The organism is Blautia sp. 1033sp1_1033st1_G9_1033SCRN_220408 (assembly GCF_040929965.1).
Taxonomy (GTDB): domain Bacteria; phylum Bacillota; class Clostridia; order Lachnospirales; family Lachnospiraceae; genus Blautia_A; species Blautia_A ammoniilytica.
The window spans coordinates 268,503-293,902 of sequence record NZ_JBFKZO010000002.1 but is presented as its reverse complement, the minus strand read 5'-3'; the positions used below and the strand labels follow the sequence as shown (position 1 = coordinate 293,902).

Annotated in this window: 23 protein-coding genes; 18 read left to right on the top strand and 5 right to left on the bottom strand. The window is 45.5% G+C overall.

All coding sequences use genetic code 11. The features are described from left to right. Positions 1-105: 105 nt before the first annotated feature. From AB5916_RS03075 to AB5916_RS02995, 17 genes are all read left to right on the top strand, one after another. Complete coding sequence (locus AB5916_RS03075; protein ID WP_368189193.1) at positions 106-474, top strand: DUF6273 domain-containing protein; 369 nt, start codon at positions 106-108, stop codon at positions 472-474. Between the two features lie 124 nt (positions 475-598). Further along, positions 599-1,537, top strand: coding sequence for a glycosyltransferase (locus tag AB5916_RS03070; RefSeq protein ID WP_368189192.1), 939 nt, complete (start codon positions 599-601; stop codon positions 1,535-1,537). 1 nt (position 1,538) lies between these two features. After that, the gene (locus AB5916_RS03065; protein WP_368189191.1) at positions 1,539-1,952 is read left to right on the top strand and encodes a GtrA family protein; all 414 of its coding nucleotides are present in this window, start codon (positions 1,539-1,541) and stop codon (positions 1,950-1,952) included. A 13-nt stretch (positions 1,953-1,965) separates the two neighbouring features. Continuing rightward, a complete protein-coding gene (gene cobT / locus AB5916_RS03060) occupies positions 1,966-3,018 on the top strand; it encodes a nicotinate-nucleotide--dimethylbenzimidazole phosphoribosyltransferase (RefSeq protein ID WP_368189190.1) in 1,053 nt (350 codons plus the stop codon). 46 nt (positions 3,019-3,064) lie between these two features. After that, positions 3,065-3,610 carry a bifunctional adenosylcobinamide kinase/adenosylcobinamide-phosphate guanylyltransferase gene (locus AB5916_RS03055; RefSeq protein WP_368189189.1) on the top strand — a complete coding sequence of 182 codons (546 nt, stop codon included), beginning with the start codon at positions 3,065-3,067 and terminating at the stop codon, positions 3,608-3,610. Next, a complete protein-coding gene (cobS, locus tag AB5916_RS03050) occupies positions 3,591-4,361 on the top strand; it encodes an adenosylcobinamide-GDP ribazoletransferase (protein ID WP_368189188.1) in 771 nt (256 codons plus the stop codon). Before AB5916_RS03055 ends, cobS begins: the two co-directional genes overlap by 20 nt. Before the next feature lie 29 nt (positions 4,362-4,390). Next, positions 4,391-4,771, top strand: a complete 381-nt coding sequence (locus tag AB5916_RS03045; protein WP_368189187.1) for a bifunctional adenosylcobinamide kinase/adenosylcobinamide-phosphate guanylyltransferase — start codon at positions 4,391-4,393, stop codon at positions 4,769-4,771. Next, positions 4,764-5,357 carry a histidine phosphatase family protein gene (locus AB5916_RS03040; protein ID WP_368189186.1) on the top strand — a complete coding sequence of 198 codons (594 nt, stop codon included), beginning with the start codon at positions 4,764-4,766 and terminating at the stop codon, positions 5,355-5,357. The genes AB5916_RS03045 and AB5916_RS03040 overlap by 8 nt, the downstream gene beginning before the upstream one ends. Positions 5,358-5,540: 183 nt before the next feature. Continuing rightward, complete coding sequence (gene ssnA, locus AB5916_RS03035; RefSeq protein ID WP_158421571.1) at positions 5,541-6,878, top strand: putative aminohydrolase SsnA; 1,338 nt, start codon at positions 5,541-5,543, stop codon at positions 6,876-6,878. Between the two features lie 11 nt (positions 6,879-6,889). Further along, positions 6,890-9,886 carry a putative selenate reductase subunit YgfK gene (ygfK, locus tag AB5916_RS03030; RefSeq protein ID WP_368189185.1) on the top strand — a complete coding sequence of 999 codons (2,997 nt, stop codon included), beginning with the start codon at positions 6,890-6,892 and terminating at the stop codon, positions 9,884-9,886. Between the two features lie 39 nt (positions 9,887-9,925). Then, positions 9,926-12,487, top strand: coding sequence for a selenium-dependent xanthine dehydrogenase (gene xdh / locus AB5916_RS03025; protein ID WP_368189184.1), 2,562 nt, complete (start codon positions 9,926-9,928; stop codon positions 12,485-12,487). A 97-nt stretch (positions 12,488-12,584) separates the two neighbouring features. Continuing rightward, positions 12,585-14,870 (top strand): xanthine dehydrogenase subunit XdhA, encoded by a 2,286-nt coding sequence (gene xdhA / locus AB5916_RS03020; RefSeq protein ID WP_368189183.1) that lies wholly within the window; start codon positions 12,585-12,587, stop codon positions 14,868-14,870. Between the two features lie 17 nt (positions 14,871-14,887). Beyond that, complete coding sequence (gene xdhB / locus AB5916_RS03015; protein ID WP_368189182.1) at positions 14,888-15,772, top strand: xanthine dehydrogenase subunit XdhB; 885 nt, start codon at positions 14,888-14,890, stop codon at positions 15,770-15,772. Beyond that, positions 15,769-16,257 carry a xanthine dehydrogenase subunit XdhC gene (xdhC, locus tag AB5916_RS03010; protein ID WP_158421576.1) on the top strand — a complete coding sequence of 163 codons (489 nt, stop codon included), beginning with the start codon at positions 15,769-15,771 and terminating at the stop codon, positions 16,255-16,257. Before xdhB ends, xdhC begins: the two co-directional genes overlap by 4 nt. After that, complete coding sequence (gene yqeB / locus AB5916_RS03005) at positions 16,250-17,062, top strand: selenium-dependent molybdenum cofactor biosynthesis protein YqeB (RefSeq protein ID WP_368189181.1); 813 nt, start codon at positions 16,250-16,252, stop codon at positions 17,060-17,062. Before xdhC ends, yqeB begins: the two co-directional genes overlap by 8 nt. An 11-nt stretch (positions 17,063-17,073) precedes the next feature. After that, positions 17,074-17,796 (top strand): selenium cofactor biosynthesis protein YqeC, encoded by a 723-nt coding sequence (gene yqeC, locus AB5916_RS03000; protein ID WP_173726702.1) that lies wholly within the window; start codon positions 17,074-17,076, stop codon positions 17,794-17,796. Continuing rightward, the gene (locus AB5916_RS02995; RefSeq protein WP_368189180.1) at positions 17,783-18,385 is read left to right on the top strand and encodes a nucleotidyltransferase family protein; all 603 of its coding nucleotides are present in this window, start codon (positions 17,783-17,785) and stop codon (positions 18,383-18,385) included. The genes yqeC and AB5916_RS02995 overlap by 14 nt, the downstream gene beginning before the upstream one ends. Before the next feature lie 155 nt (positions 18,386-18,540). Here the strand turns inward: AB5916_RS02995 and arcC are convergent, their stop codons facing one another. From arcC to dpaL, 4 genes are all read right to left on the bottom strand, one after another. Then, on the bottom strand, positions 18,541-19,485 hold the full coding sequence (gene arcC, locus AB5916_RS02990; RefSeq protein ID WP_158421580.1) for a carbamate kinase: 945 nt from the start codon (positions 19,483-19,485) through the stop codon (positions 18,541-18,543). 27 nt (positions 19,486-19,512) lie between these two features. After that, positions 19,513-20,706 carry a knotted carbamoyltransferase YgeW gene (gene ygeW / locus AB5916_RS02985; RefSeq protein ID WP_173726704.1) on the bottom strand — a complete coding sequence of 398 codons (1,194 nt, stop codon included), beginning with the start codon at positions 20,704-20,706 and terminating at the stop codon, positions 19,513-19,515. 94 nt (positions 20,707-20,800) lie between these two features. Continuing rightward, entirely contained in the window at positions 20,801-22,111 is a 1,311-nt protein-coding gene (locus tag AB5916_RS02980; protein WP_368189179.1) for a YgeY family selenium metabolism-linked hydrolase, read from the bottom strand. 50 nt (positions 22,112-22,161) lie between these two features. Next, complete coding sequence (dpaL, locus tag AB5916_RS02975) at positions 22,162-23,388, bottom strand: diaminopropionate ammonia-lyase (protein ID WP_173726706.1); 1,227 nt, start codon at positions 23,386-23,388, stop codon at positions 22,162-22,164. A gap of 222 nt (positions 23,389-23,610) precedes the next feature. On the opposite strand from dpaL, the gene AB5916_RS02970 reads away from it, so the two are divergent. Then, positions 23,611-24,858 carry a DUF1015 domain-containing protein gene (locus AB5916_RS02970; protein ID WP_368189178.1) on the top strand — a complete coding sequence of 416 codons (1,248 nt, stop codon included), beginning with the start codon at positions 23,611-23,613 and terminating at the stop codon, positions 24,856-24,858. On the opposite strand, the gene AB5916_RS02965 is transcribed toward AB5916_RS02970, so the two are convergent. Continuing rightward, positions 24,855-25,376 carry a hypothetical protein gene (locus AB5916_RS02965; RefSeq protein ID WP_158421585.1) on the bottom strand — a complete coding sequence of 174 codons (522 nt, stop codon included), beginning with the start codon at positions 25,374-25,376 and terminating at the stop codon, positions 24,855-24,857. The genes AB5916_RS02970 and AB5916_RS02965 overlap by 4 nt on opposite strands. Between the last annotated feature and the right edge of the window lie 24 nt (positions 25,377-25,400).

Below are 25,400 nucleotides of genomic sequence, written 5' to 3'. Positions count from 1 at the left end.
GATAGCTTGTAGATACTTGGCTCAGTAGAGCCATTGAGCAAGAAGCCCCCACTTCAAAATCTGAGATTTAAGTGGTGGGAGCATGTCACAAAAGATGTTAAATATATGGATGAAGATTCTTTGGAAAAGTACAGGGAAACCTTTGGCGACGAAAAGCTCTTCATGGAAGAAAAAGATACTTCAGACAGGATTTTTCTGCTAAGTGAGGAAGAAGCAGAAGAATGCCTGCCTACCTCACAGGAAAAACAGGCTGAACCTACAGAATATGCTTTGGCGCAGGGAGTGTCAGCTGTGGAGAGAACAACAGATTTTGACTATGGTTACTGCAGCTGGTGGCTGCGTTCTCCGGGATTTTTACAAAAAAATGCAAATTATGTATCTGAAAGCGGAGTTACCAGTTTTTATGGTGCAGCTGTGGATAAACTGGACTTTGGTGTGCGGCCTGCAATGTGGATCAATATAACCGCTTCCTGAAATTAACCGCTTCCTGAAATCTTAACTTTTTTTGAAGAATCCGGAACGTTGTTGCCTGGATCATGGAATTGTAATATAATGGGGAAGTTAAATTTGACTGGAATTATGGACTGGAGGTTATATTATGAGCAGACTGTCAATTGTCCTCCCCGCATATAATGAGGAACTGATGGTTGGAAAAACCTGCAAAGTATTAAAGGAAGAATTGGAAAAAGCAGGGATTGCCTATGAGCTGGTTCTTGTGGATGATGGATCCAAGGATTGCACATGGGAAGAAATCAAAAAGGCCGGTTTTAAGGATACAAATGTGGTGGGTATTCATTTTTCAAGGAACTTTGGAAAAGAGGCGGCTATCTGTGCAGGGCTTGCACAGGCAGAAGGGGATGTAGTAGCGGTGATGGACTGTGATCTGCAGCATCCGCCGGAAACGCTGCTTCAGATGTACGCACTGTGGCAGAAGGGCTATGAAGTGATCGAGGGAGTGAAGCTCTCCAGAGGCAAGGAAAGCGTGATCCATAAGGAGTGTGCAGGCTTCTTTTATGGGATCATGTCCAAGGCTACCGGAATTGACATGAAGAATGCTTCGGATTTTAAGATGATGGATCGAAAGGTGGTAGACAGTATTTTGTCGATGCCGGAGCGGAATATGTTTTTCCGGGCCGAGTCTGCATGGGTAGGATACAAAACAACTACCGTTGGATTTTATGTTCAGGAGAGAGAAGCAGGTGAATCCAAATGGTCCACCTGGTCTTTGATCAAATATGCATTTACAAACATTGTGGCATTTACGACTGTGCCCCTGCAGTTTGTTACGATAGCAGGAGCAGCATGCTTCCTTTGTTCACTGGTCCTTTTGATCTATTCTCTTGTGCAGTTCTTTGGCGGCCGGGCTGTGGAGGGTTATACTACTACGTTGATCGTGCTTCTTATGATCGGAAGTGCTGTGATGTTAAGCCTTGGCATTATAGGCTATTATATTGCCAAGATTTATGAAGAAGTAAAGAAACGGCCAAGGTATATTGTATCAAAGATATTACGTGGAACAGGAGAACAGCAACATTAAAATGAAGGAACTGATCAAAAAATTATATAAGAATGATGTGGTGCGGTATGTCTTTTTTGGCGGCTGCACCACTATGGTTAATCTTGTAAGCTTTTATATCCTGCGTAAAGCAGGTACGGAACTGAATACAGCTAATCTTATTTCGATTATCCTTGCCATTCTTTTTGCCTATGTGGTAAATTCAAAATATGTATTTCAGGATAAATGTGAGACCCTGAAGGATCACATTAAGCCTTTTGGTAAGTTTATCGGAGCCAGGCTGGCAACTATGGTGATTGAGGTGGGCGGCGTGTGGCTTCTGGTAGAACAGTTTCATATGAATGATATGCTAGGGAAATTTGCCACCCAGTTTGTGGTACTTGTGCTGAATTACATATTCAGTAAATTCCTTGTGTTTACAACAGGAAAGAAGTAAGGAGAGAGAAAAGATGACAATAAATGAAACCATTGCTGCTGTCCGGCCGTTGGATCAGCAGATCATGGAAAAAGCAAAGAAACGATGGGACAGTATTGCAAAGCCTTTACATTCCCTGGGAAAGATGGAGGATCTGATCATACAGATCGCCGGGATCACCGGGAAATTTAACGTGGATATACATAAAAAAGCACTGGTTGCCATGTGCGCGGATAATGGTATTGTGGAAGAAGGCGTGACCCAGACAGGACAGGAAGTGACTGCTATTGTTGCGGATAATTTTGTACGCGGCACTTCTACTGTATGCGTGATGTGCCAGGAGTGCGGTGTGGATATGAAGCCGGTAGATATTGGTATGGTAACAGATGCACTGGCAAGAAGGGATCTGAAGGTTGCTTATGGCACCAGGAATATGGCAAAGGGTCCTGCCATGACAAGAGAACAGGCAGAGCAGGCGATCCGTGCCGGGATCGCTATGGCAGAAGAACTGCAAAGCCAGGGATACCAGATACTGGCTACCGGCGAGATGGGCATTGGTAATACTACCACCAGCAGTGCAGTGGCATCTGTTCTTTTGAGTCAGCCGGTAGAAAAGATGACAGGCCGGGGAGCCGGGCTTTCCAGTGAAGGACTTTTACGGAAGATCCGCACCATAGAGAAGGCGATCCAGCTGAATCAGCCGGATCCGGAAGACCCAGTAGATGTGCTGGCAAAGGTAGGAGGACTGGACATTGCAGGACTTACCGGAGTTTATCTTGGAGGAGCAGCTCTTGGTATGCCGGTAGTTATGGATGGATTTATTTCCTGTGTGGCAGCTCTTGCAGCCAGGAAAATGTGTGAACTGGCAGGTGATTATATGATTCCTAGCCATATGTCAAAGGAACCGGCTTCCAGGCTTTTGATGGAGGCACTGGGAAAGGATCCGGTGATCCATGGAGACATGTGTCTTGGGGAAGGCACCGGGGCAGTAGCGCTATTTCCATTTTTGGATATGGGTGCAAAGCTTTACAATACGCTTAGTACCTTTGAGGATATCCATGTAGAACAATATGAAGAATTGAAATAGCCACATGGAGAAACGATGAACATGCTGAATATGAGGAACTAAAAGAATGCTGGTTTTGGTAACAGGAGGCAGTGGAAGCGGGAAATCTGCCTATGCAGAAGAAAAGATCCTGTCTTTTGGACAGGGAAAACGGATTTATATCGCTACCATGTTTCCTTTTGATAAAGAAAGTGATGCAAGGATCCTGCGGCACAGACAGATGCGTGCAGGAAAAGGTTTTGAAACAGTAGAAAGATATACGGATCTTAAGGGACTAAAGCTGGATCCGGACAGTGTAGTGCTTCTGGAGTGCATGTCCAATTTGACTGCCAATGAAATGTTTCAGGAAGAGGGTGCCCATGAAAGAACTGTGGAAGCAGTGATGGAAGGGGTAAAACATCTTCGTGACAGTGTACAGCATCTGGTGATCGTGACCAATGAAATTTTTTCGGAAACTGCCCAGTATCTGGGAGAGACCGCTCTTTATCAAAGCTATCTGGGAGAGATCAATCGTCAGATTGCCGGGGAATCAGATGAAGTGACGGAAGTTGTATATGGGATTCCGGTATATCTGAAAGGAGGATGTGTACCTGATGAAAAAAATGTGGAATAATTTTAAGGCGGCGTTTGCTATGTATTCCAAGATCCCTATGCCTGTAACTGACTGGGATAAAGAAAATATCAAGTATATGTTCTGCTTTTTTCCATTTATAGGTGCAGTGATCGGGCTGATCACCTGGCTGGCAGGATATGCAGGGCTGTATTGTGGATATAATGGCAGCTTTGTGGCAGTAGTTCTCACTTTGATCCCAGTACTGGTTACAGGAGGAATCCATGTGGACGGCCTTCTGGACACATCAGATGCATTAAGCTCCTGGCAAAGCCGTGAGCGCAGGCTGGAGATCCTGAAGGATTCCAATGCAGGAGCTTTTGCAGTAATCACAGCAGGTATTTATTTCCTTACATGGTATGGGGCTTACAGTCAGATGTGGAGAAACGGCAAAGCGCTGCTGATCATGGCAATGGGCTTTATGGTTTCCAGGTGTTTTTCCGGGATCAGCGTGGTTACATTTCCAAAAGCAAGAAAAGATGGAACAGTGGCAGAGTTTTCAAGAAAATCAGAAGATATTACGGTTCGGAATGTGCTGGTCATTTATTTGGCAGTTTTGCTTGCTCTTATGGTACTGGTACAGCCTGTTTTAGGAATCCTGGCTTTTCTTGGCGCACTGGCGGTTTTTGTCTGGTATCATCATATGGCCATGAAATTTTTTGGAGGGATCACAGGGGATCTGGCAGGGTTTTTCCTTTGTACCTGTGAGGCCGGGATGTGTGTGATCCTGGCTATTGTTTCTAATTTCATATAATAAATTCAAGTCGAGCAGGGAGAAAGCAAATGGAACTGATCATCGGAGGGGCTTTTCAGGGAAAAAGCGATTATGCAAAAAAGCAGCATCCTGAAATTTGCTGGAGAGAAGGCAGAGATCTGGGCGCAGACGAGATTTTTACAGTATCAGGTGTTTTGAATTTTCATGAGTTTATACGAAAGGAAATGCAGGCAGGACAAGATCTGGAAGGATTTGGAGAGGAATTGATAAGAAGAAATCCAAATCTGATCCTTACTTCCTGTGAAATCGGCTATGGAGTTGTTCCTGTAGATGCTTTTGACCGGGCATACCGTGAGAAGACAGGAAGGATCTGTACTGTTCTTGCATCCTACAGCCGGAAAGTAACAAGAGTGATATGCGGGATTGGAACGGTGATCAAAGATGCTTGATTTGTGGCTGATTCGTCATGGGCAGACAGAGGGAAACAAATCCGGCAAGTACATTGGAGTGACAGATGAGCCTCTTTGTGTGGAGGGGATAGAGTTTCTTAAAACTCTTCAATATCCGGAAATAGATGCAGTGTTTGTAAGTCCTAAAAAGAGGTGTCTGCAGACTGCACAGATTCTTTTTCCGGAACATGAGGCGCATGTTATTCCGGAACTTGCAGAGTGTGATTTCGGAGAGTTTGAGAATAAAAATTATAAGGAACTGTCTGGTAATCAGCATTATCAGCAGTGGATTGATTCTAATGGGATGCTTCCATTTCCGGGAGGTGAAAGCAGAGGGGCTTTTAAGAAAAGATGCTTTGACGGATTTGGAAAAGCAGTGCAGCAATGTATCAACCGTAAGATACTAAGAGCAGGTCTGGTAGTGCATGGCGGCACCATTATGAATCTTATGGAGGAATATTGCGATGAGCACAGATCCTTTTATGAATGGCATGTAAAGAATGGAAAGGGTTTTCATGTAGTTCTTGATCCGGAAGCATGGAGTCAGGGAGATCGGCGGCTGATCCTAAAATACGCATATGAATGAGAGAAAGAAGGCAAAAGGAAATCATCCTTTTGCCTTCTTGCACATTCCAACAAAAAAATTAAGAATATCAAAAAAAGTTTTTGCAAGTTCCATTGAAATTTATACAAATTTATGATAAATTGATACTATAAAATATGGAGTATTCCTAAAAAAATCAGTTAAATAAAAAAGGAGGAGGTAAATATGCTTATTATTGGTAATGGAAGAATGATCACACGGGACAAATCTCACATATTCTTTGAAAATGGGGCAGTGGCCATAGATGGCAATACGATCCACATGGTAGGCAATACGGAAGAAGTAAAAAAGGCCTGTCCAGGGGCAGAATACATTGATGCAAAAGGTGGCCTGATCATGCCTGCATTTATTAATGCACATGAGCACATTTACAGCGCCTTTGCCAGAGGGCTTTCTATCAAGGGGTACAATCCATCTGGTTTTCTGGATATTCTGGATGGACAGTGGTGGACGATCGACCGGCATCTTACGCTGGAGCAGACCAGGCTCAGTGCTTATGCTACCTATATTGATTCCATCCGCAACGGTGTAACAACTGTTTTCGACCATCATGCCAGCTTCGGGCATATTACAGGATCTTTAAGTGCTATAGAGGACGCAGCCAGGGATCTGGGGATCCGTACCTGCCTGTGCTATGAGATTTCTGACCGTGATGGTATGGATAAGTCCAGAGAGTCTGTTATGGAGAACGTGAATTTTATCAAACACGCCCTGGCAGATGACAGCGATATGATCGCAGCTATGATGGGTATGCACGCATCCTTTACGATTTCTGATCAGACAATGGAGCTTTGTAATGAACTGAAGCCGGAAGGTGTTGGTTACCATATTCACGTAGCTGAAGGGATCTATGACCTTCATCAGTGCCTGAAAGAGCATAATAAGCGAATCGTGGACAGGTTATATGATTGGAATATCCTGGGACCCAAGACTCTTCTGGGACATTGTATCTATGTGAATGAGCATGAGATGGATCTTATCAAAGACACAGATACTATGGTTGTACACAATCCGGAATCCAATATGGGCAATGCCTGTGGATGTCCTCCTACTATGGAGATGGTACATAAAGGAATTGTTACAGGACTTGGAACAGACGGATATACCCATGATATGCTGGAGTCCTGGAAGGTGGCAAATATCCTTCACAAGCATAGCCTTTGCGATCCTAATGCAGCCTGGGCAGAGGTTCCCAGGATGCTGTTTGAGAATAATGCAGTGATCGCAGGCAGATACTTTAAGAAACAGCTGGGTGTACTGAAGAAAGGTGCTGCAGCGGATGTGATCGTAATGGATTATGATCCTCTTACACCAATGCGTGGGGACAATGTGAACGGTCATCTTCTGTTTGGTACAACCGGAAGAGATGTTGTAACAACCATCTGCAATGGAAAAGTGCTGATGAAGGACAGAGAAGTATTGGTATGTGATGTGGAGAAGGTGATGGCAGACTGCAGACAGTCTGCGAAAGAACTGGCTGATGATATTAACAGTGGGAAATAGGAGGCAGACGAATGAGTGATCTTATGACATGTATGTCCTTTGGACAGCTGATGGAGTGGATCCTGGAGGAAGAAAGATCAAGAGGAACTGTATTTGGAGTGCATAGGGCTTATAAGGCAGATCCTGGGAAAGGCGGAGAGATCTTTGGCAGGAAGCTGGAGAATCCAATTGGGCCGGCAGCCGGCCCCCATACTCAGCTTGCTCAGAATATTGTAGCTTCATATTATGCAGGAGCACGATTCTTTGAGCTTAAAACTGTACAGAAGATGGATGGACAGGAATTGGCTTCCTGTATTAATAAGCCATGTATCCTTGCTGAGGACGAGGGATATAACTGTGAGTGGTCTACTGAGCTGACAGTACCGGATGCAATGGGAGAATATATTAAGGCATGGTTTCTGCTTCATGTAATGGCCAAAGAGTTTGAACTGGGAGGACAGGACGGATTCCAGTTTAATATTTCCGTAGGATATGATCTGGCAGGGATCAAGACTCCTAAGATCGATGCCTTTATCGAAGGCATGAAGGAAGCAAAGGATACCGCTGTTTTTAAAGAATGCCAGGAATGGCTTCTGGATCATACAGACCTGTTTCAGCATGTAAATGCAGAAGATATTAAGAGAATCCCATCTGCAGTCTGTAATTCAGCTACGATTTCTACTTTGCATGGATGTCCGCCAAAGGAAATCGAAAGTATTGCAGATTACCTGCTGAAAGAAAAGCATTTAAATACATTTATTAAATGCAATCCTACTCTTTTGGGCTATGAATTTGCCAGAAAGACTATGGATGAGATGGGATACGACTACATGGCATTTGGAGATTTCCATTTCCTGGATGATCTGCAGTATGAGGATGCTGTGCCTATGCTGACCAGACTGATAGAGCTTTCCGGTCAGCTTGGGCTTGAATTCGGAGTGAAGATCACCAATACCTTCCCTGTGGATGTGACCAGAGGTGAGCTTCCAAGTGAAGAAATGTATATGTCCGGGAAGTCTTTGTTCCCACTGTCTATTTCACTTGCAGCAAAGCTTTCTGCACAGTTTAAAGGAAAGCTTCGGATCGCTTATTCAGGAGGAGCTGATTATTATAACATTGACAAGATCGTTTCCTGTGGTGTGTGGCCGGTAACAGTAGCTACTACTTTATTAAAAACAGGCGGATATCAGAGATTTACCCAGATGGCAGAAAAAGTAATGGAAAAGCCTTTGGAGAAATGGCAGGGTGTACAGGTGGAGAAGCTGTCTGCCCTTGCTGAAGAAGCGAAAAAAGATCACCATCATTTAAAGAGCATTAAGCCTCTTCCTGTAAGAAAGAGTGATCAGCAGGTTCCGCTTCTGGATTGCTTTTATGCACCTTGTCAGGAAGGATGTCCTATCCATCAGGATATTCCGGAGTATATCCGGCTGACTGGGGAAGGCAGATATAAAGAAGCTCTTGAAGTGATTCTGGATAAGAATCCACTTCCTTTTATTACAGGTACCTTGTGTGCACATAATTGTATGACAAAATGTACAAGGAACTTTTATGAAGAGCCGGTGGACGTGCGTGGAACAAAGCTGATGGCTGCCAAAAACGGATACGAAAGTGTGCTTCCATATGTAAAGGCGAAGGCTGCTATCAGTAAAAAAACAGCTGTTGTAGGCGGTGGCCCGGCAGGTATAGCTGCAGCTTACTTCCTTGCAAGAGAGGGAGCGGATGTAACTATTTTTGAAAAAGAGGCACAGCTGGGCGGAGTGATCCGTTACGTGATCCCGGAGTTCCGTATTACAGACAGTGACATTGAAAAGGATCTGTCCTTCATAAAAGCACTTGGTGTGACAGTAAAGACAGGCAGGGCAATTGGTTCTGTTCAGGAACTGAAAGATGAAGGATTTGATTCTGTAATTCTTGCAGTAGGTGCACACAAACACGGCATTCTCTCTCTGGAAAAGGGAGAAGTTCGAAATGCACTTGAATTTTTAAGGGAATATAAAGAAAAGAATGGAGAACTTTCCCTTGGAAAGAATGTAGTAGTTATCGGTGGCGGCAATACTGCCATGGATACAGCAAGGGCAGCCAGCCGTGTGAAAGGCGTGGAAAAGGTTTCACTTGTATACAGAAGGACTAAGAGATATATGCCGGCAGCTGAGGATGAATTGCTGGAAGTTCTTGGTGAGGGTATTCAGTTCTGTGAACTTCTGTCACCTGTTAGTCTTGAAAATGGCAGCCTCCTCTGCAGAAAAATGGAACTGACCCAGGCAGACGAATCTGGCCGTGCAGGTGTAAAAGAAACGGATGAATGGATGCAGGTTCCAGCAGATACTGTGATTGCAGCAGTTGGTGAAAATGTACCCACAGAGTTTTATCAGGCAAATGGACTGGCTGTGAATGAAAAGGGCAGACTTCGCCTGAATACCCAGACCTGTGAGACAAGTGTGGCCGGGATTTATGCAGTAGGAGATGGATCCAGAGGAGCAGCTACCATTGTAGAGGGCATTCGTGATGCTCAGTTAGCAGCAAAGGATATCTTGAAAAAAGACATCGTAAGCCAGCATCCGGATCAGGGAACAAATGAAGATTGCTATAAAAAGAAAGGTATTCTTTGTGAAAAAGCACAGGCCTCATCCGAGGCAGACAGATGTCTGGATTGCAGCAGGGTTTGCGAGAATTGTGTGGATGTATGTCCAAACAGAGCCAATATTTCCATTCATGTGCCTGGCATGGAGAAAGACCAGGTGATCCATGTTGATTATATGTGTAATGAATGCGGGAACTGTGGCACTTTCTGTCCATATGCAAGTGCACCATATAAAGACAAGTTTACTTTATTTGCCAGTGAAGCTGACATGGCAGACAGCAAAAATGACGGATTTACTGTACTGGATCATGAGAATCGGATCTGCAAAGTCCGTTTTCTGGGTACAGAAAAGCAATGCAAGGCAGACGATCCGGAGGATCCATTATTCGAAAACCTTAGAAAACTGATACTTGCAGTGATTTGTGATTACAGTTATCTGATTCCGTAAAGTAGATCGTTCAGGTTCCGGAAAATATGGGAGGGATCTATGTACCGTTTTTATGTAAATGGAAAGGAATATCAGGAGGAAGGCGATGGGAAGCTGCTTCCTTTCCTGAGAAATGTATGTAAATTAAAATCAGTAAAAGACGGATGCAGCGAAGGCGCCTGTGGTACCTGCCATGTCCTGATCGATGGTAAGCCCATGAAAGCCTGTGTCCCCAGACTTTCCAAGCTTGAAGGAAAGCATATCCTGACTGTGGAAGGTCTAAGTGAGCAGGAAAAGGAGATTTATGTAAGAGCCTTTGGGGAAGCAGGTGCCGTGCAATGCGGTTTTTGCATTCCTGGGATGATCATCAGTGCAAAAGGGCTTTTGGACAAAAATCCGGATCCTTCCAGAGCAGATGCTGCAGATGCCATCAAGAATAATATTTGTCGCTGTACAGGTTACAAAAAGATCATTGATGGAATCCTTCTTGCAGGGAAATATTTGCGGGAAGGGCTTCCAGCCACTCCTTCCTATACTTGGAAGATGGGAGAGAGAGTTCCAAGGATTGATGTACAGGAAAAGGTACTGGGAACCGGTAAATATCCGGATGACCTGGAGTTTGAGGGAATGATCTATGGAAGCGCCCTTCGGGCAGCTTATCCCAGGGCACGGGTTCTTGCTATTCACACAGAGGAGGCAAAGGCACTTCCAGGAGTGATCGATGTTTATACAGCAGAAGATGTTCCAGGCAATGTTAAAACCGGACATCTGAAAAAAGACTGGGATACATTGGTTCCGGTGGGACGGCTGGTTCACTATTTGGGAGACGCGGTTGCCCTTGTGGCAGCCCGCACACCGGAGATCCTTGAAGAGGCCAAAAAACTGATCCGTGTAGAGTATGAAGAGCTTCCTATGGTTAAAGACCCATATCAGGCTATGAAGCCGGAAGCACCTAAGGTCCACGAGTCGGAAAAGGATAATCTTATGGCTCACTGGCATGTACACAGGGGGAATGCAGATCAGGCGATTGCACAGTCTGCCTATGTGGTGAAAGACAGTTTTCAAACACCATGGACAGAGCATGCCTTTTTGGAGCCGGAGTGTGCAGTGGCAGTTAAGGATGAAGATGGCGGTGTGACCGTTTATTCTACAGATCAGGGCGTCTACGACACACAGCAGGAATGTATGACTGTTCTGGGACTCCCGGCAGAAAAGGTTCGTGTACGAAATATGCTGGTAGGCGGAGGGTTTGGCGGCAAGGAGGATGTGACTGTCCAGCATCATGCTGCTATGATCGCTTATCTGTCCGGTTATCCGGTAAAGGTTAAGCTTACCAGGGCAGAAAGTATCCTGATCCATCCAAAGCGCCATCCTATGGATATGGAGTTTACGCTGGGGTGTGATGAAAATGGGATCATCCAGGGAGTAAAGGCAAGTGTGATCGCAGATACAGGAGCATATGCCTCCCTTGGCGGACCAGTGCTGCAAAGAGCCTGTACGCATGCATCCGGGCCATACAATTATCAGAATTTTGATATTGATGGTAAAGCATATTATACCAATAATCCTCCGGCAGGTGCTTTTCGAGGGTTTGGTGTGACCCAGACCTGTTTTGCAATTGAAATGCTCCTTACCAAAATGGCAGAGAAGGTAGGAATCAGTGACTGGGAAATCAGGTACAGGAATGGGATACGGCCGGGACAGGAGCTTCCTAATGGTCAGATTGTGGATGCATCCACTGGCCTTTGTGAAACACTGGAAGCAGTAAAGAAAGTATTTGATGAACATCCAGGTGCCGGCATTGCCTGTGCCATGAAGAATGCGGGTGTAGGCGTGGGGCTGCCAGACTGGGGCAGATGCAGGCTGCTTGTGAAGAACGGGCGTGTGGAGATCCACGCAGGAGCATCCTGCATCGGACAGGGGGTAGGCACTGTTCTGGTGCAGCTGGTATCAGAGCATCTGGGACTTCCAAGAGAAAAGATCTGTTACAGTGGGTCAGATACCTATAGTGCACCGGATTCAGGTACTACCTCTGGTTCCAGGCAGACTCTTGTTACAGGGGAAGCTTGTATACGAGCCTGTGAAAAAATGAAAAAAGCTCTGGAAGGAACAGATCTTTCTAATCTGGAAGGCAGTGAATATATAGGTGAATATTTGGCGAAAACAGATCCTATGGGAAGTGATCTGAAAAATCCGGTTTCCCATGTGGCTTATGGATATGCTACCCAGGTATGTATTTTGAATGAGGACGGAATGGTGGAAAAGATCGTAGCTGCCCATGATGTGGGAAAAGCAGTGAATCCATTGTCTGTGGAAGGGCAGATCGAAGGCGGTGTGATCATGTCTTATGGATTTGCACTTACAGAAAAATATCCTCTTACAGATTGCAAACCAACAGCCAGATATGGTACACTGGGATTACCAAAAGCAAACAAAATACCTTTGGTAGAGAGTATTATTGTAGAGAAAAAAGGGCTGAATGTAGCAGGAGGGGCCATTGGAATCGGAGAGATCACATCCATACCAACAGCACCGGCTATTGCAGCAGCCTACTATCATTATGATGGAAAGTTCAGGACGTCCCTTCCTCTTTCTGATACTCCCTATGAGAGGAAGAAATAGAAGCAGATAAAGAGCCAATGGCGGTTCCTGAAATGGCAGGGAGCTGTCTGGCTCTTTTAAAATATTAACAAAGCTATGAAAAAAGAAGGTGAAGCTTATGATCGGAAAAAGTGTACCAAGAGTGGATGCTTACGACAAGGTGACCGGAAGAGCCAGGTTTACAGATGATATGATCCTGAACCACTGTCTGGTTGCAAAGGTTTATCATGCTACCATCGGAAATGGCAGGGTAATTTCCATTGACACCAGTGAAGCTGAGGCTTTGGACGGTGTGGTAAAGATTGTAACATTTAAAGATGTGCCCACACATCCTTACCCTACACCAGGGCATCCATGGTCTGTAGAAACTGCACATCAGGATGTGTCAGACCGTAATCTGCTTACCGGACGTATACGGTATTATGGAGATGATATTGCAGCGGTTGTAGCAGAGGATGAAGTGACAGCCTCCAGGGCTTTGCGGCTGATCAAGGTGGAATATGAAGAATATCCTGTGCAGATCCATCCAAGAGAGTCCATGAAAGGAAGTAATCCTCCGATACACCAGGAGAAAAAGGATAATATCCTGGCACATTCAGATTATGAAATTGGAGATGTGGACCAGGGGATGAAGGAAGCGGCAGTTGTAGTGAAAGCCAGCTATAAGACACCTATTATACAGCATTGTCATATTGAGAATAATATTTCTTATGCTTATATGGAAAATGGCCGGATCGTAGTAGTATCCTCTACCCAGATCCCGCATATTGTGCGCAGAGTGATCGGTCAGGCACTGGGAATCCCGTGGGGGAAGGTACGAGTGATCAAACCCTATATTGGCGGTGGCTTCGGCAATAAACAGGATGTGCTGTATGAGCCTTTAAATGCCTTTCTTACGATGGCTGTAGGAGGGCGTGCTGTAAAGCTGGAGCTTACAAGAGAGGAGACTTTTGTAAATACCAGAACAAGACACTCCATAGAGTATGATCTGGCTGCTGGAGTGGATGAAGATGGCCACTTGATAGCAAAGGATATGCATGCTTATTCTAACCAGGGTGCCTATGCTTCCCATGGACATGCCATTGTAGCTAACGGGCTTACCGCCTGGCGCCTTCAGTATGGCTGTCCTAATGTGCGGGCAGAGGGATATACCATTTATACCAATACACCTGTAGGCGGTGCTATGCGTGCTTATGGGATTCCACAGGCGAATTTTGCCATGGAATGTTTTATGGATGATGTGGCATATGCCATCCATATGGATCCATTGGAATTCAGAAAGAAGAATCTGATCAAGGGCTTTTACCAGGATGCATACCTGAAGCCTATTGCAGCTCATACGAACGGTATTTTTGAATGCCTGAAAAAAGGCGCAGAATTTATCCACTGGGAAGAAAAAAGAAAAGAATATGCTAACCAGACAGGCAATATCCGAAGGGGAGTGGGAATGTCCCTGTTTTCTTATAAAACAGGAGTATGGCCTATTTCCCTGGAAATCGCAGGAGCCAGAATGTCCCTGAATCAGGACGGCAGCGTGCAGCTTCAGGTAGGCGCAACAGAGATCGGACAGGGTGCAGATACGGTATTTTCACAGATGGCAGCAGAGACGCTGCATATGGAGCTGGAGAATATCCATATCACTTCTGTGCAGGATACAGATGTTACACCTTTTGATACAGGTGCCTATGCATCCAGGCAGTCCTTTGTAACAGGGACAGCAGTGAAGGAATGTGCCCAGCTTTTGAAGGAGAAGATCCTTGCTTATGCCAAGACGCTTCTTCCTGAGGCTGTGGGTACGCTGGAACTGGATCATGGATATATCCTGGAGAACGGAGAGAAGGTGCTTTCACTTGAACAGCTGGCACTGGAATGCTATTACAGCCTGACGAATTCCTCTGTAATTACAGCAGAGGTTTCAAGACAGGTAAAGAAAAATACCCTTGCCACAGGCTGTGGGTTTGCAGAAGTGGAAGTGGATATGGCTTTAGGAAAAGTAAAAGTACTGAATATTATTAATGTACATGATAGTGGGAAGCTGTTGAATCCCCAGCTGGCTTCCATGCAGGTTCAGGGCGGGATGTCCATGGGTATGGGATATGGTCTGTCTGAGCAGCTGCTTCTGGATGAAAAGACAGGACGTCCTTTGAATGCCACTCTTCTGGATTACAAAATGATGACCATGATGGATACGCCGGATCTGACTGCAGGTTTTGTAGAGATGGACGATCCGGAAGGCCCATATGGGAATAAAGCACTGGGTGAGCCGCCTGCTATTCCTCCGGCGCCAGCTATTCGCAATGCAGTACTTCATGCAACCGGTGTAGCATTTAATGAGAATCCGCTTACGCCTCAAAGGCTGATCGAAGCCTTCCAAAGGGCAGGACTTATACCAGTTGTGGGATGATTGAGGAGGACTGAAAAATGTATGATATTGAGAATTATTATCAGGCGTCAACCATAGAGGAAGCGGTAAAGCTTCTGAAAGAACATCCCCATGCCAGAGTTATTTCCGGAGGCAGTGATGTGCTGATCAAGATCCGGGAAGGCAAAATGGCAGGTACTTCCCTGGTGAGTATCCGGGATATAAGGGAGATCCAGGGAGTATGGATGGCTGAGAACAGGGATATCTGGATCGGGGCAGGCACTACTTTCTCCCATGTGACAGCAGATCCTTTGATCACTAGGCATTTGTCTGTACTTGGTGAGGCAGTAGATCAGGTAGGAGGTCCTCAGGTAAGGAATATCGGTACCATCGGGGGCAATGTATGTAATGGGGCTGTCAGTGCAGACAGTGCACCTACACTGTTTTCCTTAAACGCAATGCTGCTGATCCGAAATGATCAGGGAGAACGGCTGGTTCCTATCCAGGAGTTTTATCTGGGTCCTGGAAAAGTAGATCTTCACCCTGGGGACCTGCTGACCCACATTGTGATCCCTGTCTGTGAATATGAAGGTTATAAAGGCCACTATATTAAATATTCCATGCGTAATGCTATGGATATTGCAACCTTAAGCTGCAGTGTAGTGAGTGCGGTAGACCTTGATACATATACGTTGAAGGATGTAAGGATCACCTTTGGTGTGGCAGCACCTGTACCCCTTCGGTGCAGGGAAACAGAGCAGGCACTGAAGGGAATGAAGATTGGGGAGGAGCTTTATACCAATGTAAAAGAGCTGGTACGAAAGGAAATCAATCCCAGGAATTCCTGGAGGGCATCCAGGGCATTCAGACTTCAGATCGGCGGTGAGATTGCAGCCAGGGCGCTGGAAGAAAGCATCCGTCTGCAGGGAGGTGACAGAGCATGAAAAAAGAAATGAGACTGGTACAATGTACAGTAAATGGACGGCCTGTAGCGGAATATGTGGATGTAAGAGAGTCTCTTCTGGATATGTTACGAAATCGTCTTGGACTTACCTCTGTGAAAAAAGGATGTGAGGTAGGAGAATGTGGTGCCTGTACAGTGATCCTGGATGGAGAGACCATTGATTCCTGCATTTATCTGGCTGTCTGGGCTGATGGCAAAGAGATCCGTACCCTGGAAGGCCTGGAGAAGAACGGAGAGCTTACAAGGATCCAACAGGCATTTATAGAGGAGGGAGCTGTACAGTGCGGCTTCTGTACTCCAGGTTTCATTATGTCTGCCACAGTGCTCCTGGAAAAAGGGATTCCACTGTCCAGAGATGCTATCCGTAAGCACATGGCAGGGAATCTGTGCAGATGTACCGGATATGAAAACATTGTGAATGCAGTAGAAAAAGTAAATAAGGAAAATCTTCAGAATAATGAGTGAGCATTATATTATTGTAAGAGGTGGCGGTGACCTGGCCACTGGGGTGATCTACAGGCTTTTTAGGTGCGGTTATAAAGTCCTTATATTAGAGTGTGAAAAGCCAAGTGCTATCCGCAGGAAAGTAGCTTTCTGCGAAGCTGTATATGATGGAGAAGCCTTTGTGGAAGGTGTGCTTTGCAGCAGGATCGAAGATATTAGCCAATGCAGGCAAGTGTGGGAAAAAAGACAGATTCCGCTGTTGGTAGATCCGGAGGCGGCATGCCTTAAGACCGGGCTGGATGGCCAGACACCAGCAGCTTTGATCGATGGAATCATTGCAAAGAAAAATCTTGGAACAAGGAAAGAAATGGCACCTGTAACCATTGGCCTTGGTCCAGGCTTTCTGGCTGGAGAAGATGTGGACTATGTGGTGGAAACGATGCGTGGACATGATCTTGGCAGGATCATAGAGGACGATTATGCACAGCCTAATACAGGCGTGCCCGGTATGGTAGGGGGAGTAAGCAAGGAGCGTGTGCTCCATTCTCCGGAGGCAGGGATCATCCATGTAAAGAGCCAGATTGCAGATCTGGTGGAGAAGGGACAGATTCTTGCCTATGTAGGAGAAGTGCCTGTACCGGCTTCAATCACAGGTGTGCTGAGAGGAATCATACGTGATGGATATCATGTCTTTAAAGGAATGAAGATTGCTGATATTGATCCCAGAAAAGAAGAAAAAAAGAACTGTTTTACCATATCAGATAAAGCCAGATGTATAGCAGGAAGCGTGATTGAGATCCTGCTTGGAGAGCATATACTTCCATAAAGGAGGAGCCGATGCATTATTCAGAATATTTTCTGGATCTTCTTGATCTGGATATCCAGAACGATCCAGTGATCGCTGTTGTTGGAGGCGGAGGGAAGACTAGCTTGATCTACCGTCTGTGTCAGGAGCTGACGGCTATGGATAAAACTGTGGTGATCGCTACAACCACGCATATGGAATGGGAAAAGGACAGACCATTTGCCAAGGATGGCAACAGGCAGCAGGTGCTGGCGTGCCTGGAGCAATATAAATATGTGGTGGCAGCAGGACTGGATCCAGAGAAAAATAAGATAACAGCCTTGCCAGAACAACAGCTACGGGAGCTTAAAGATTTATGCGATGTAATGCTGATCGAGGCTGATGGAGCAAAACATAAACCATTGAAGGTACCGGAGGAATGGGAACCGGTGATTCCCAAGTTTGCACACATTGTGATCAGCGTGATCGGGCTGGACTGTCTTGGCCATCCTATTCGGGAAGTGACCCACAGAGCAGAGAAAACATCCGTATTTTTACAGAAAAATATGGATGCACCAGTAACTGGTGAAGATGTTGTAAAGATCGCATCATCTATACATGGTTTATTTAAGAATGTGGAAAAACGTATTTATCGTGTATACCTGAATAAGGCAGATGTACTGGCAGACCCGGAAGAAGCAGCCAACATTGCCAGATGCCTGGAAGAAAAGGGTACAACGGCTGTATGGGGAAGTATAAAAAATGAGACAGCATGAACTAACAGAACTTGCATTAATTTTACTGGCGGCTGGATATAGCCGCCGTTTTGGACAGAATAAGCTATTGTATCCTGTAAATGGAAAGCCTATGTATAGTTATGGATTGGATACATTAAAGAAAGCTGCAGGGTTGCTGAAAGTAAACTGTCAGGTGCAGGTTGTGACTCAGTATGAACAGATCCTGGAAGCATGCATCAGCCAGGGATTTCCGGTCTATATGAATCCTGCTCCTGACCTAGGGATCGCTTCTTCCATGCAGGTGGGACTGCAGCATAATCTTCACAAAGATGTATGTCTTTTTATGGTGGCAGACCAGCCTGGCCTTACAGCCGGCAGTGTAAAGGAACTGGTGGATGGATTTCTTCTTTCAGGGAAGGGCATGGGTGTGTGCTGTTTTCAGGAGAAAATGGGTAATCCATGTATTTTTGGCAGCAGGTATTACCCTCAGCTTTTAAAACTTACCGGTGACAAGGGCGGGAAGGTACTGATCCGTCAATATCCGGAGGATGTGTTTTATTATCAGATAAGGGATCCACAGGAATTACTGGACATTGATTATTCATCAGAACTGTCCGGCAGATCATAAGAAAACAAAAGGAGTTATCCGAAATGGGAGCGGAAGTGTAAGCACCTTTCTTCTCATGGGGATAACTCCTTTTTGATTACGTGGACGTTAAATGGATTGGTGATGTGATACCAGGCAACCTGTTTATTTCAATAAGTGACTATTACCAGGTTGTTTTATAGATGGATCAGGGTTCCTGTTTTCCCCTGGATCCCTTCTTTTGCCTTTTCAAGCAACGTGATCAGTGCTGTACGTCCGGAACCGGAGCCGGCAAAATCAATGGCTGCTTCTACCTTGGGAAGCATGGAGCCAGCAGCAAATTGGCCTTCTTTTACGTACTTACGAGCCTGGGATACTGTAAGGTCATTCAGCCATTTCTGATCAGGGGTGCCAAAATGAATGGCTACCTTTTCAACTGCTGTAAGGATGATCAGCATATCGGCATCCAGCTGCTTTGCAAGAAGACAGCTGGCAAAGTCCTTGTCAATCACTGCGGATGCACCTTTCAGATGATGATCCTTCAGGATTACTGGAATACCGCCACCGCCACAGCAAATCACGATCTTATTGGCATCCACCAGGCTGTTGATGGCATCCTGTTCAACAATCTCTACAGGCTTAGGTGATGCTACCACACGCCGGTAGCCACGGCCTGCATCCTCGCGCATGATGTGACCATAGGCTTTTGCCTGATATTCGGCCTCTTCCTTGGTAAGGAATTTGCCGATCGGCTTTGTGGGATTGGCAAAGGCAGGGTCATCCGGATCTACCCTGACCTGGGTGACAACTGTTACTACAGGAGTGCGCATAAAACCACGCTTCCGCAATTCTTCCCTGAGTGCGTTCTGGAGATCGTAGCCAATATAGGCCTGACTCATAGCAACACATACGGAAAGAGGCGTGTTAGGCTGGGTATCATCCTCTCTGGAAAGGGCAGACATAGCATTATTGATCATGCCTACCTGCGGACCGTTTCCGTGGACAACCACCACCTGATGTCCTTCCTCAATAAGATCACAGAGAGCCCTGGCAGTAGTTTTTACAGCAATCATCTGTTCAGGAAGGGTATTTCCCAATGCATTACCGCCAAGAGCGATTACGATTCGTTTTCTCTGATACATACAAACCTCCCACTCCCCAACGGGGTATTATGCCATGATTCTGGGAGCTGCTTTCACTTCCAGCTTTTTCAGGATGTCCTGAGGATTCTCAAATTTAGACAGCATGATCATAGCTGCAATAACATAAGGTTTAAAGCTTGCTTCTTTGTAAAGCGGGATTCTGTAGCGGTCAAATACACTTGCATCAACCTCACCGGTTTCACAGCTTACACCTGTGATATCTGCAGGCAGGCAGTGAAGGTAAAGAGCTTTTCCATTCTTTGTGGTTTTCATAAGCTCTTCTGTGCATGCCCAGTCTTTATGCTCTGCATTTTGAGCAAGCAGTTCTTTTTCCAGTTTGTCAATGCCATCGAAATCACCTTCACCATAAAGGTTGGTACGTTTCTCCATGGCTGCAAACGGAGCCCAACTCTTTGGATAAACAATATCAGCATCTTTGAATGCTTCTTCCATGCTGTTGGTCTTTGTGAAAGAACCGCCGGAAGCCTGTGCATTCTTACGTGCGATCTCCTCAACCTCTGGCATTACATCATATCCGTCCGGATGAGCAAGAACAACATCCATTCCGAAACGTGTCATAAGTCCGATCACGCCCTGAGGAACAGAAAGAGGTTTGCCATAAGAAGGAGAGTATGCCCAGGACATAGCGATCTTTTTACCTTTCAGGTTCTCAACACCGCCAAATTCATGGATGATATGCAGCATATCTGCCATGCACTGGGTAGGATGGTCTACATCACACTGAAGGTTTACAAGAGTAGGACGCTGCTCCAAGATACCGTCCTGATTGCCCTCTGTAACAGAATCCATAAATTCTTTCTGGTAAGCATGTCCTTTGCCGATATACATATCATCACGGATACCAATCACATCAGCCATGAAGGAAACCATATTTGCTGTTTCGCGTACAGTCTCGCCGTGAGCAATCTGAGATTTCTTTTCGTCCAGGTCCTGTACTTCAAGGCCTAACAGGTTGCAGGCAGAAGCAAAGGAGAAACGGGTACGTGTGGAATTATCACGGAAAATAGAAATCCCAAGACCACTTTCAAATACTTTGGTAGAAATATTATGCTCTCTCATAAAGCGAAGTGCATCAGCAACAGTGAAAACAGCTTCCAGTTCATCATCGGTCTTATCCCATGTCCAGAAGAAATCGTTGTTGTACATTTCTTTAAAATTAAGGCTGTTCAATTTGTCAATATAATCCTGTAATGTTTTCATGATTATCATTCTCCTTGTATGTTTTATGATGGATTATCTGGTATACAGCCGGGACGCACAGGTGCGGATCCCGGCCCTGATTGCGGAAAAAAAATTATTTGCAGTAATTGCCCGGAAGTGCTGCATATACAGCTGCACATCTTACAAGGTCATCTTTCCAGGTTCTTTCATTTGGAGCATGAGCCTGTGCCTCTGCACCAGGTCCAAAGCCGATGCATGGGATATTATTACGTCCCATAATGGTTACACCATTTGTGGAGAAGGTCCACTTGTCGGTAAGAGGACGGGATTTACGAAGCTGGGATGTTACATCATTGCCCTGGCGTTCTTCGCCATACAGTCCCTTGTATGCATCCTCAAGTGCTTTTGTAACCTTATGATCCTTGGGAATGACCCAGGTAGGGAAGTAGCATTCAATAGGATATACAAGCTCTGTCCAGGAAGGACGGGAATATTCGTACATGGAAACCTTTACATCGTCTCCGTATTTCTTTACGGAAGGAAGAGCACGGATCTCATCCAGGCAGCTTTCCCAGGTTTCGCCTGCGGTCATACGGCGGTCAAGGGATACAGAGCAGGAATCTGCAACTGCACAGCGGCTTGGGGAAGTAAAGAAGATCTCAGAAGTAGTAACAGTACCTCTTCCAAGGAAACGTGCTTCTTCCCATTCTGGATTGTATTTCTCATCCAGCATTTTAACCAGGCCTTTGATCTGTGTTTCATCAGCTGCATCATTTTCGTTGAGGGCGCGTATATCCTGAAGGATATCAGCCATCTTATAAATAGCATTATCTCCACGCTCAGGAGCAGAGCCATGGCAGGAGATACCTTTTACATCTACACGGATCTCCATACGTCCCCGCTGTCCACGATAAATACCGCCGTCTGTAGGCTCTGTAGATACAACAAACTCAGGACGAATCTTGTCTTCATGGATGATGTATTGCCAGCAAAGACCGTCACAATCCTCCTCCTGTACAGTACCGGTGACTACAACCTGAAATTTGTCATTTAAAAGACCAAGATCTTTCATGATCTTTGCACCATAAACAGCAGAAACAATACCGCCCATCTGGTCAGAGGTTCCACGGCCGCCGATCTCAGAGTCTGTCTCGTAGCCTTCGTATGGATCAAATTTCCAGTTATCTCTGTTACCAATACCTACAGTATCGATATGAGCGTCAAAACCGATGAGAGTCTGGCCGCTTCCCATGAAACCAAGGATATTGCCCATAGGATCGATCTGAACTTTGTCAAAGCCAAGTTTCTCCATTTCTTCTTTGATCCGCATCACATGGCCTTTCTCGCCACAGCTTTCTCCCGGGATTTTTACAAGATCCCGTAAGAATCTGGTCATGTCTGCTTTGTAGCCTTCTGCTGCTGCATTGATTTGACTGTAATCCATTTTTCTTCCTCCTGTATATGTGTAATATTAAATGAATAATTATGTTCTGATTATTTACTGAGAGACTGGGATGTGCCATAAAGACCGTCCCATACGATCTCACGGTAGCGTACCGGGTCAGTGTCTCCCTCTGTGGAGATCACAAGGATGTTGGAATCCGCATCCAGGTGAAGGGCTTCTTTAAGGTCTGCTGCATCTGCATCATGAAGCGCAGTGTAAACAAGGCCAAGCGGTACAGAGCCGGATTCACCGGAAATAACCTTAGGATCATCTCCAAGCGGGTTGGCATAAATTCTTGTAGCTTTTGCACTCATCCAGTCAGGACATGATGCAAATACGGAAACATGGTTCTTAAGGATATCCCATCCGATGGTATTGCCCTCGCCACAGGCAAGTCCAGCCATGATAGTGGCAAGGTCTCCGGTTACATTTACAAGATCACCGGTCTTTGCACAGGCAGAGCGGTAAAGGCAATCAGCTGCGCCTGCTTCGCACACCACCATGATGGGAGGATTTTCTTTATATTTGTTTGCAAAATAACCTACCACAGCACCTGCAAGGGAGCCTACGCCAGCTTGAACAAATACGTGAGTAGGCCGCACACCGGCTTCTTCCATCTGATGATCTGCTTCCAGAACCAAAGTGCCATATCCCTGCATGATCCAGGAAGGAATCTCTTCATAACCGTCCCAGGCAGTATCCTGGACAATGATCCCATGAGGGGTTTTGGCGGCTTCAGCAGCTGCCATCCTTACACAGTCATCATAGTTTACTTCTTCAATAGTAACTTCTGCGCCTTCTTTTGCAATATTGTCAAAACGGGTCTTGGTTGTACCTTTCGGCATCCGCACAACGGCCTTCTGTCCAAGACGATGAGCTGCCCATGCAACGCCACGTCCGTGGTTGCCATCTGTAGCAGTAAAGAAAGTAGCCTGTCCGAATTCTTTACGAAGTTCTTCAGAAGAGAGAACATTATAAGGCAGCTGGCTGATATCTTTCCCAAGTTCTTTTGCAATATAACGGCCCATTGCATAGGATCCGCCCAGCACTTTAAAAGCATTCAGCCCGAAACGGTAGGATTCGTCCTTGCAGAAAATATTGTTTACGCCCAAAAAACTGGCCAGGGCAGAAAGCTTCTGCAGGGGTGTTACAGAATACTGGGGAAAGCTTTTATGGAATTCATTGGCTTTTGCTACGTTTTCCCCGGACATAAGATCCAGGTAGGAATCAGAAGACTTGGGCACCTGGTTCACAGTCCATTTCAATCCTTCTGTCATATGAAACAACCTCCCTTTATATTTTTTTAAAATTTATAATTTCTTATTTCTATAATATCATAAAATAAATAATTTACAATAGAAATATGCAAAAATATTTAGGCATTTCAAAAAAAAATTAGGCTCATTGTCATGGGGTGGAAACTGTGGTAAAATAAACTGATGTTTTTGGGTAAATTATTCTGCAGATAACTGTACTTAGAGATGAGAGGAGAGATTATTATGGCCATATTAAGGGCTTTTCGTGCCCTTCGTCCTGTACCGGAGAAGGCGGCAAAGGTGGCTGCACTTCCGTATGATGTGGTGAATCGTGAAGAAGCCAGGGCGATAGGAGAAGCAAATCCGGATTCCTTTCTGCATGTGGATAGGGCTGAGATGGACCTGCCGCAGGATGTAGATCTGTATGACCCTTCTGTTTATCAGAAGGCAAAAGAAAACCTGGAAAAAATGGAAGAAACAGGAACTATGATCCAGGATCCTGATCCCTGCTATTATATTTATGAACTGGTCCGTAAAGGCAGGACCCAGACAGGGATTGCAGGCTGTGCATCCATTGACGATTACATAAATGGTGTAGTGAAAAAGCATGAGCTTACAAGGGAAGATAAGGAACTGGACCGTATCCGCCACGTAGATGTGTGTGATGCCAATACAGGTCCTATTTATCTTGCCTGCAGATATACACAGCAGCTTCTTTCTCTGATGGAGCAATGGAAAGAGTCCCACAAGGCAGTTTATGATTTTACGGCAGAGGATGAAGTGATCCACAGAGTGTGGGTGATCGATGATAAGGATACTATCCAGAAGATTTCACAGGAGTTTGGAGATATCCCTGCCTTTTATATTGCAGATGGCCATCACAGGGCTGCATCTGCTGTGAAGGTAGGACAGAAGAGAAGACAGGAGCATCCAGACTATACAGGAGAGGAAGAATTTAACTTTTTCCTTTCTGTTGTTTTTCCCTTTGACCAGCTTACCATCCTTCCTTACAACAGGATCGTAAAGGATCTGAACGGTCTGACAGAACAGGCATTCCTTGCAAGCCTGAAGTTTAATTTTGAATTAGTGGCTATGCCCGGATTTCCATGTAAGCCTGTGGAGAAGCATTGCATCGGCCTGTATATAGGCGGACAGTGGTTCCATTTGAAGGCATGGCCGGATGTATATGAAAAGAAGGATATTGTGGGGCAGTTGGATGTGCAGATCCTTCATGACAAAGTGCTGGCACCTGTCCTGGGGATCAAAGATGAAAGGCGGGATCCCAGGATACGCTTTGTAGGAGGCAATCGAAGCCTGAAACAGCTGGGAGAACTGGCAAAAGAAGAAGGTGGGATTGCATTTGCCATGTATCCCACCTCTGTTGAGGATCTGATGCAGATCGCTGATGAGGGTAAGCTGATGCCGCCCAAGTCTACCTGGTTTGAGCCAAAGCTTCGCAGCGGGATCTTTATCCACAAGCTGAAAGATTAAAGCTCTACCAAATGTCCGGACTCTTTATCATAGCGGCAGTATTTGCCGTTGCCGGAGATGAAAGGCTGGTATGTATTGGTCTTAACGTCCTTCAGATATACGATCCCTGTAGAGATCATATGCACCAGGGAGAACCGCTCGCTTAGGGAGGAGATCCACTCATAAGTCTTGTTGTGAGAAGAGTCTGCCATGACCAGATTATAACCTCCATCGCAGGGCTCCAGTGAAAAATACACTTTTTCTGCATGGGCCGGGTCGTCAAAAACCTGGCTCAGGATATAAGAAGAAAAATGGTCCTTTACAAAATTATAAAAGCTGTCCATGGTATATGTGATCCCGGATACTTCATCTGTGATCCTGTCACCACGTTCCAGACGGGTTCGGATTACTTTTAGGACTTCAATAGTCGAATTGATGAATGAGATACCGGTATAGTCCAGGCTGTTGAGAAGTTCTTCGATCAGCTGTCTGGATAATATATTAGAGCGGACTGCTTCTTCGTACATTTCCTGATTCATAATGGCCTCCTTATAGGGTTGTTT

Excerpts from the sequence above, each read along its gene's own strand:
- AB5916_RS03075 (WP_368189193.1), top strand. The coding sequence starts at position 106 with ATGGATGAAGATTCTTTGGAAAAGTACAGGGAAACCTTTGGCGACGAA.
- AB5916_RS03070 (WP_368189192.1), top strand. The coding sequence starts at position 599 with ATGAGCAGACTGTCAATTGTCCTCCCCGCATATAATGAGGAACTGATG.
- AB5916_RS03065 (WP_368189191.1), top strand. The coding sequence starts at position 1,539 with ATGAAGGAACTGATCAAAAAATTATATAAGAATGATGTGGTGCGGTAT.
- cobT (WP_368189190.1), top strand. The coding sequence starts at position 1,966 with ATGACAATAAATGAAACCATTGCTGCTGTCCGGCCGTTGGATCAGCAG.
- AB5916_RS03055 (WP_368189189.1), top strand. The coding sequence starts at position 3,065 with ATGCTGGTTTTGGTAACAGGAGGCAGTGGAAGCGGGAAATCTGCCTAT.
- cobS (WP_368189188.1), top strand. The coding sequence starts at position 3,591 with ATGAAAAAAATGTGGAATAATTTTAAGGCGGCGTTTGCTATGTATTCC.
- AB5916_RS03045 (WP_368189187.1), top strand. The coding sequence starts at position 4,391 with ATGGAACTGATCATCGGAGGGGCTTTTCAGGGAAAAAGCGATTATGCA.
- AB5916_RS03040 (WP_368189186.1), top strand. The coding sequence starts at position 4,764 with ATGCTTGATTTGTGGCTGATTCGTCATGGGCAGACAGAGGGAAACAAA.
- ssnA (WP_158421571.1), top strand. The coding sequence starts at position 5,541 with ATGCTTATTATTGGTAATGGAAGAATGATCACACGGGACAAATCTCAC.
- ygfK (WP_368189185.1), top strand. The coding sequence starts at position 6,890 with ATGAGTGATCTTATGACATGTATGTCCTTTGGACAGCTGATGGAGTGG.
- xdh (WP_368189184.1), top strand. The coding sequence starts at position 9,926 with ATGTACCGTTTTTATGTAAATGGAAAGGAATATCAGGAGGAAGGCGAT.
- xdhA (WP_368189183.1), top strand. The coding sequence starts at position 12,585 with ATGATCGGAAAAAGTGTACCAAGAGTGGATGCTTACGACAAGGTGACC.
- xdhB (WP_368189182.1), top strand. The coding sequence starts at position 14,888 with ATGTATGATATTGAGAATTATTATCAGGCGTCAACCATAGAGGAAGCG.
- xdhC (WP_158421576.1), top strand. The coding sequence starts at position 15,769 with ATGAAAAAAGAAATGAGACTGGTACAATGTACAGTAAATGGACGGCCT.
- yqeB (WP_368189181.1), top strand. The coding sequence starts at position 16,250 with ATGAGTGAGCATTATATTATTGTAAGAGGTGGCGGTGACCTGGCCACT.
- yqeC (WP_173726702.1), top strand. The coding sequence starts at position 17,074 with ATGCATTATTCAGAATATTTTCTGGATCTTCTTGATCTGGATATCCAG.
- AB5916_RS02995 (WP_368189180.1), top strand. The coding sequence starts at position 17,783 with ATGAGACAGCATGAACTAACAGAACTTGCATTAATTTTACTGGCGGCT.
- arcC (WP_158421580.1), bottom strand. The coding sequence starts at position 19,485 with ATGTATCAGAGAAAACGAATCGTAATCGCTCTTGGCGGTAATGCATTG.
- ygeW (WP_173726704.1), bottom strand. The coding sequence starts at position 20,706 with ATGAAAACATTACAGGATTATATTGACAAATTGAACAGCCTTAATTTT.
- AB5916_RS02980 (WP_368189179.1), bottom strand. The coding sequence starts at position 22,111 with ATGGATTACAGTCAAATCAATGCAGCAGCAGAAGGCTACAAAGCAGAC.
- dpaL (WP_173726706.1), bottom strand. The coding sequence starts at position 23,388 with ATGACAGAAGGATTGAAATGGACTGTGAACCAGGTGCCCAAGTCTTCT.
- AB5916_RS02970 (WP_368189178.1), top strand. The coding sequence starts at position 23,611 with ATGGCCATATTAAGGGCTTTTCGTGCCCTTCGTCCTGTACCGGAGAAG.
- AB5916_RS02965 (WP_158421585.1), bottom strand. The coding sequence starts at position 25,376 with ATGAATCAGGAAATGTACGAAGAAGCAGTCCGCTCTAATATATTATCC.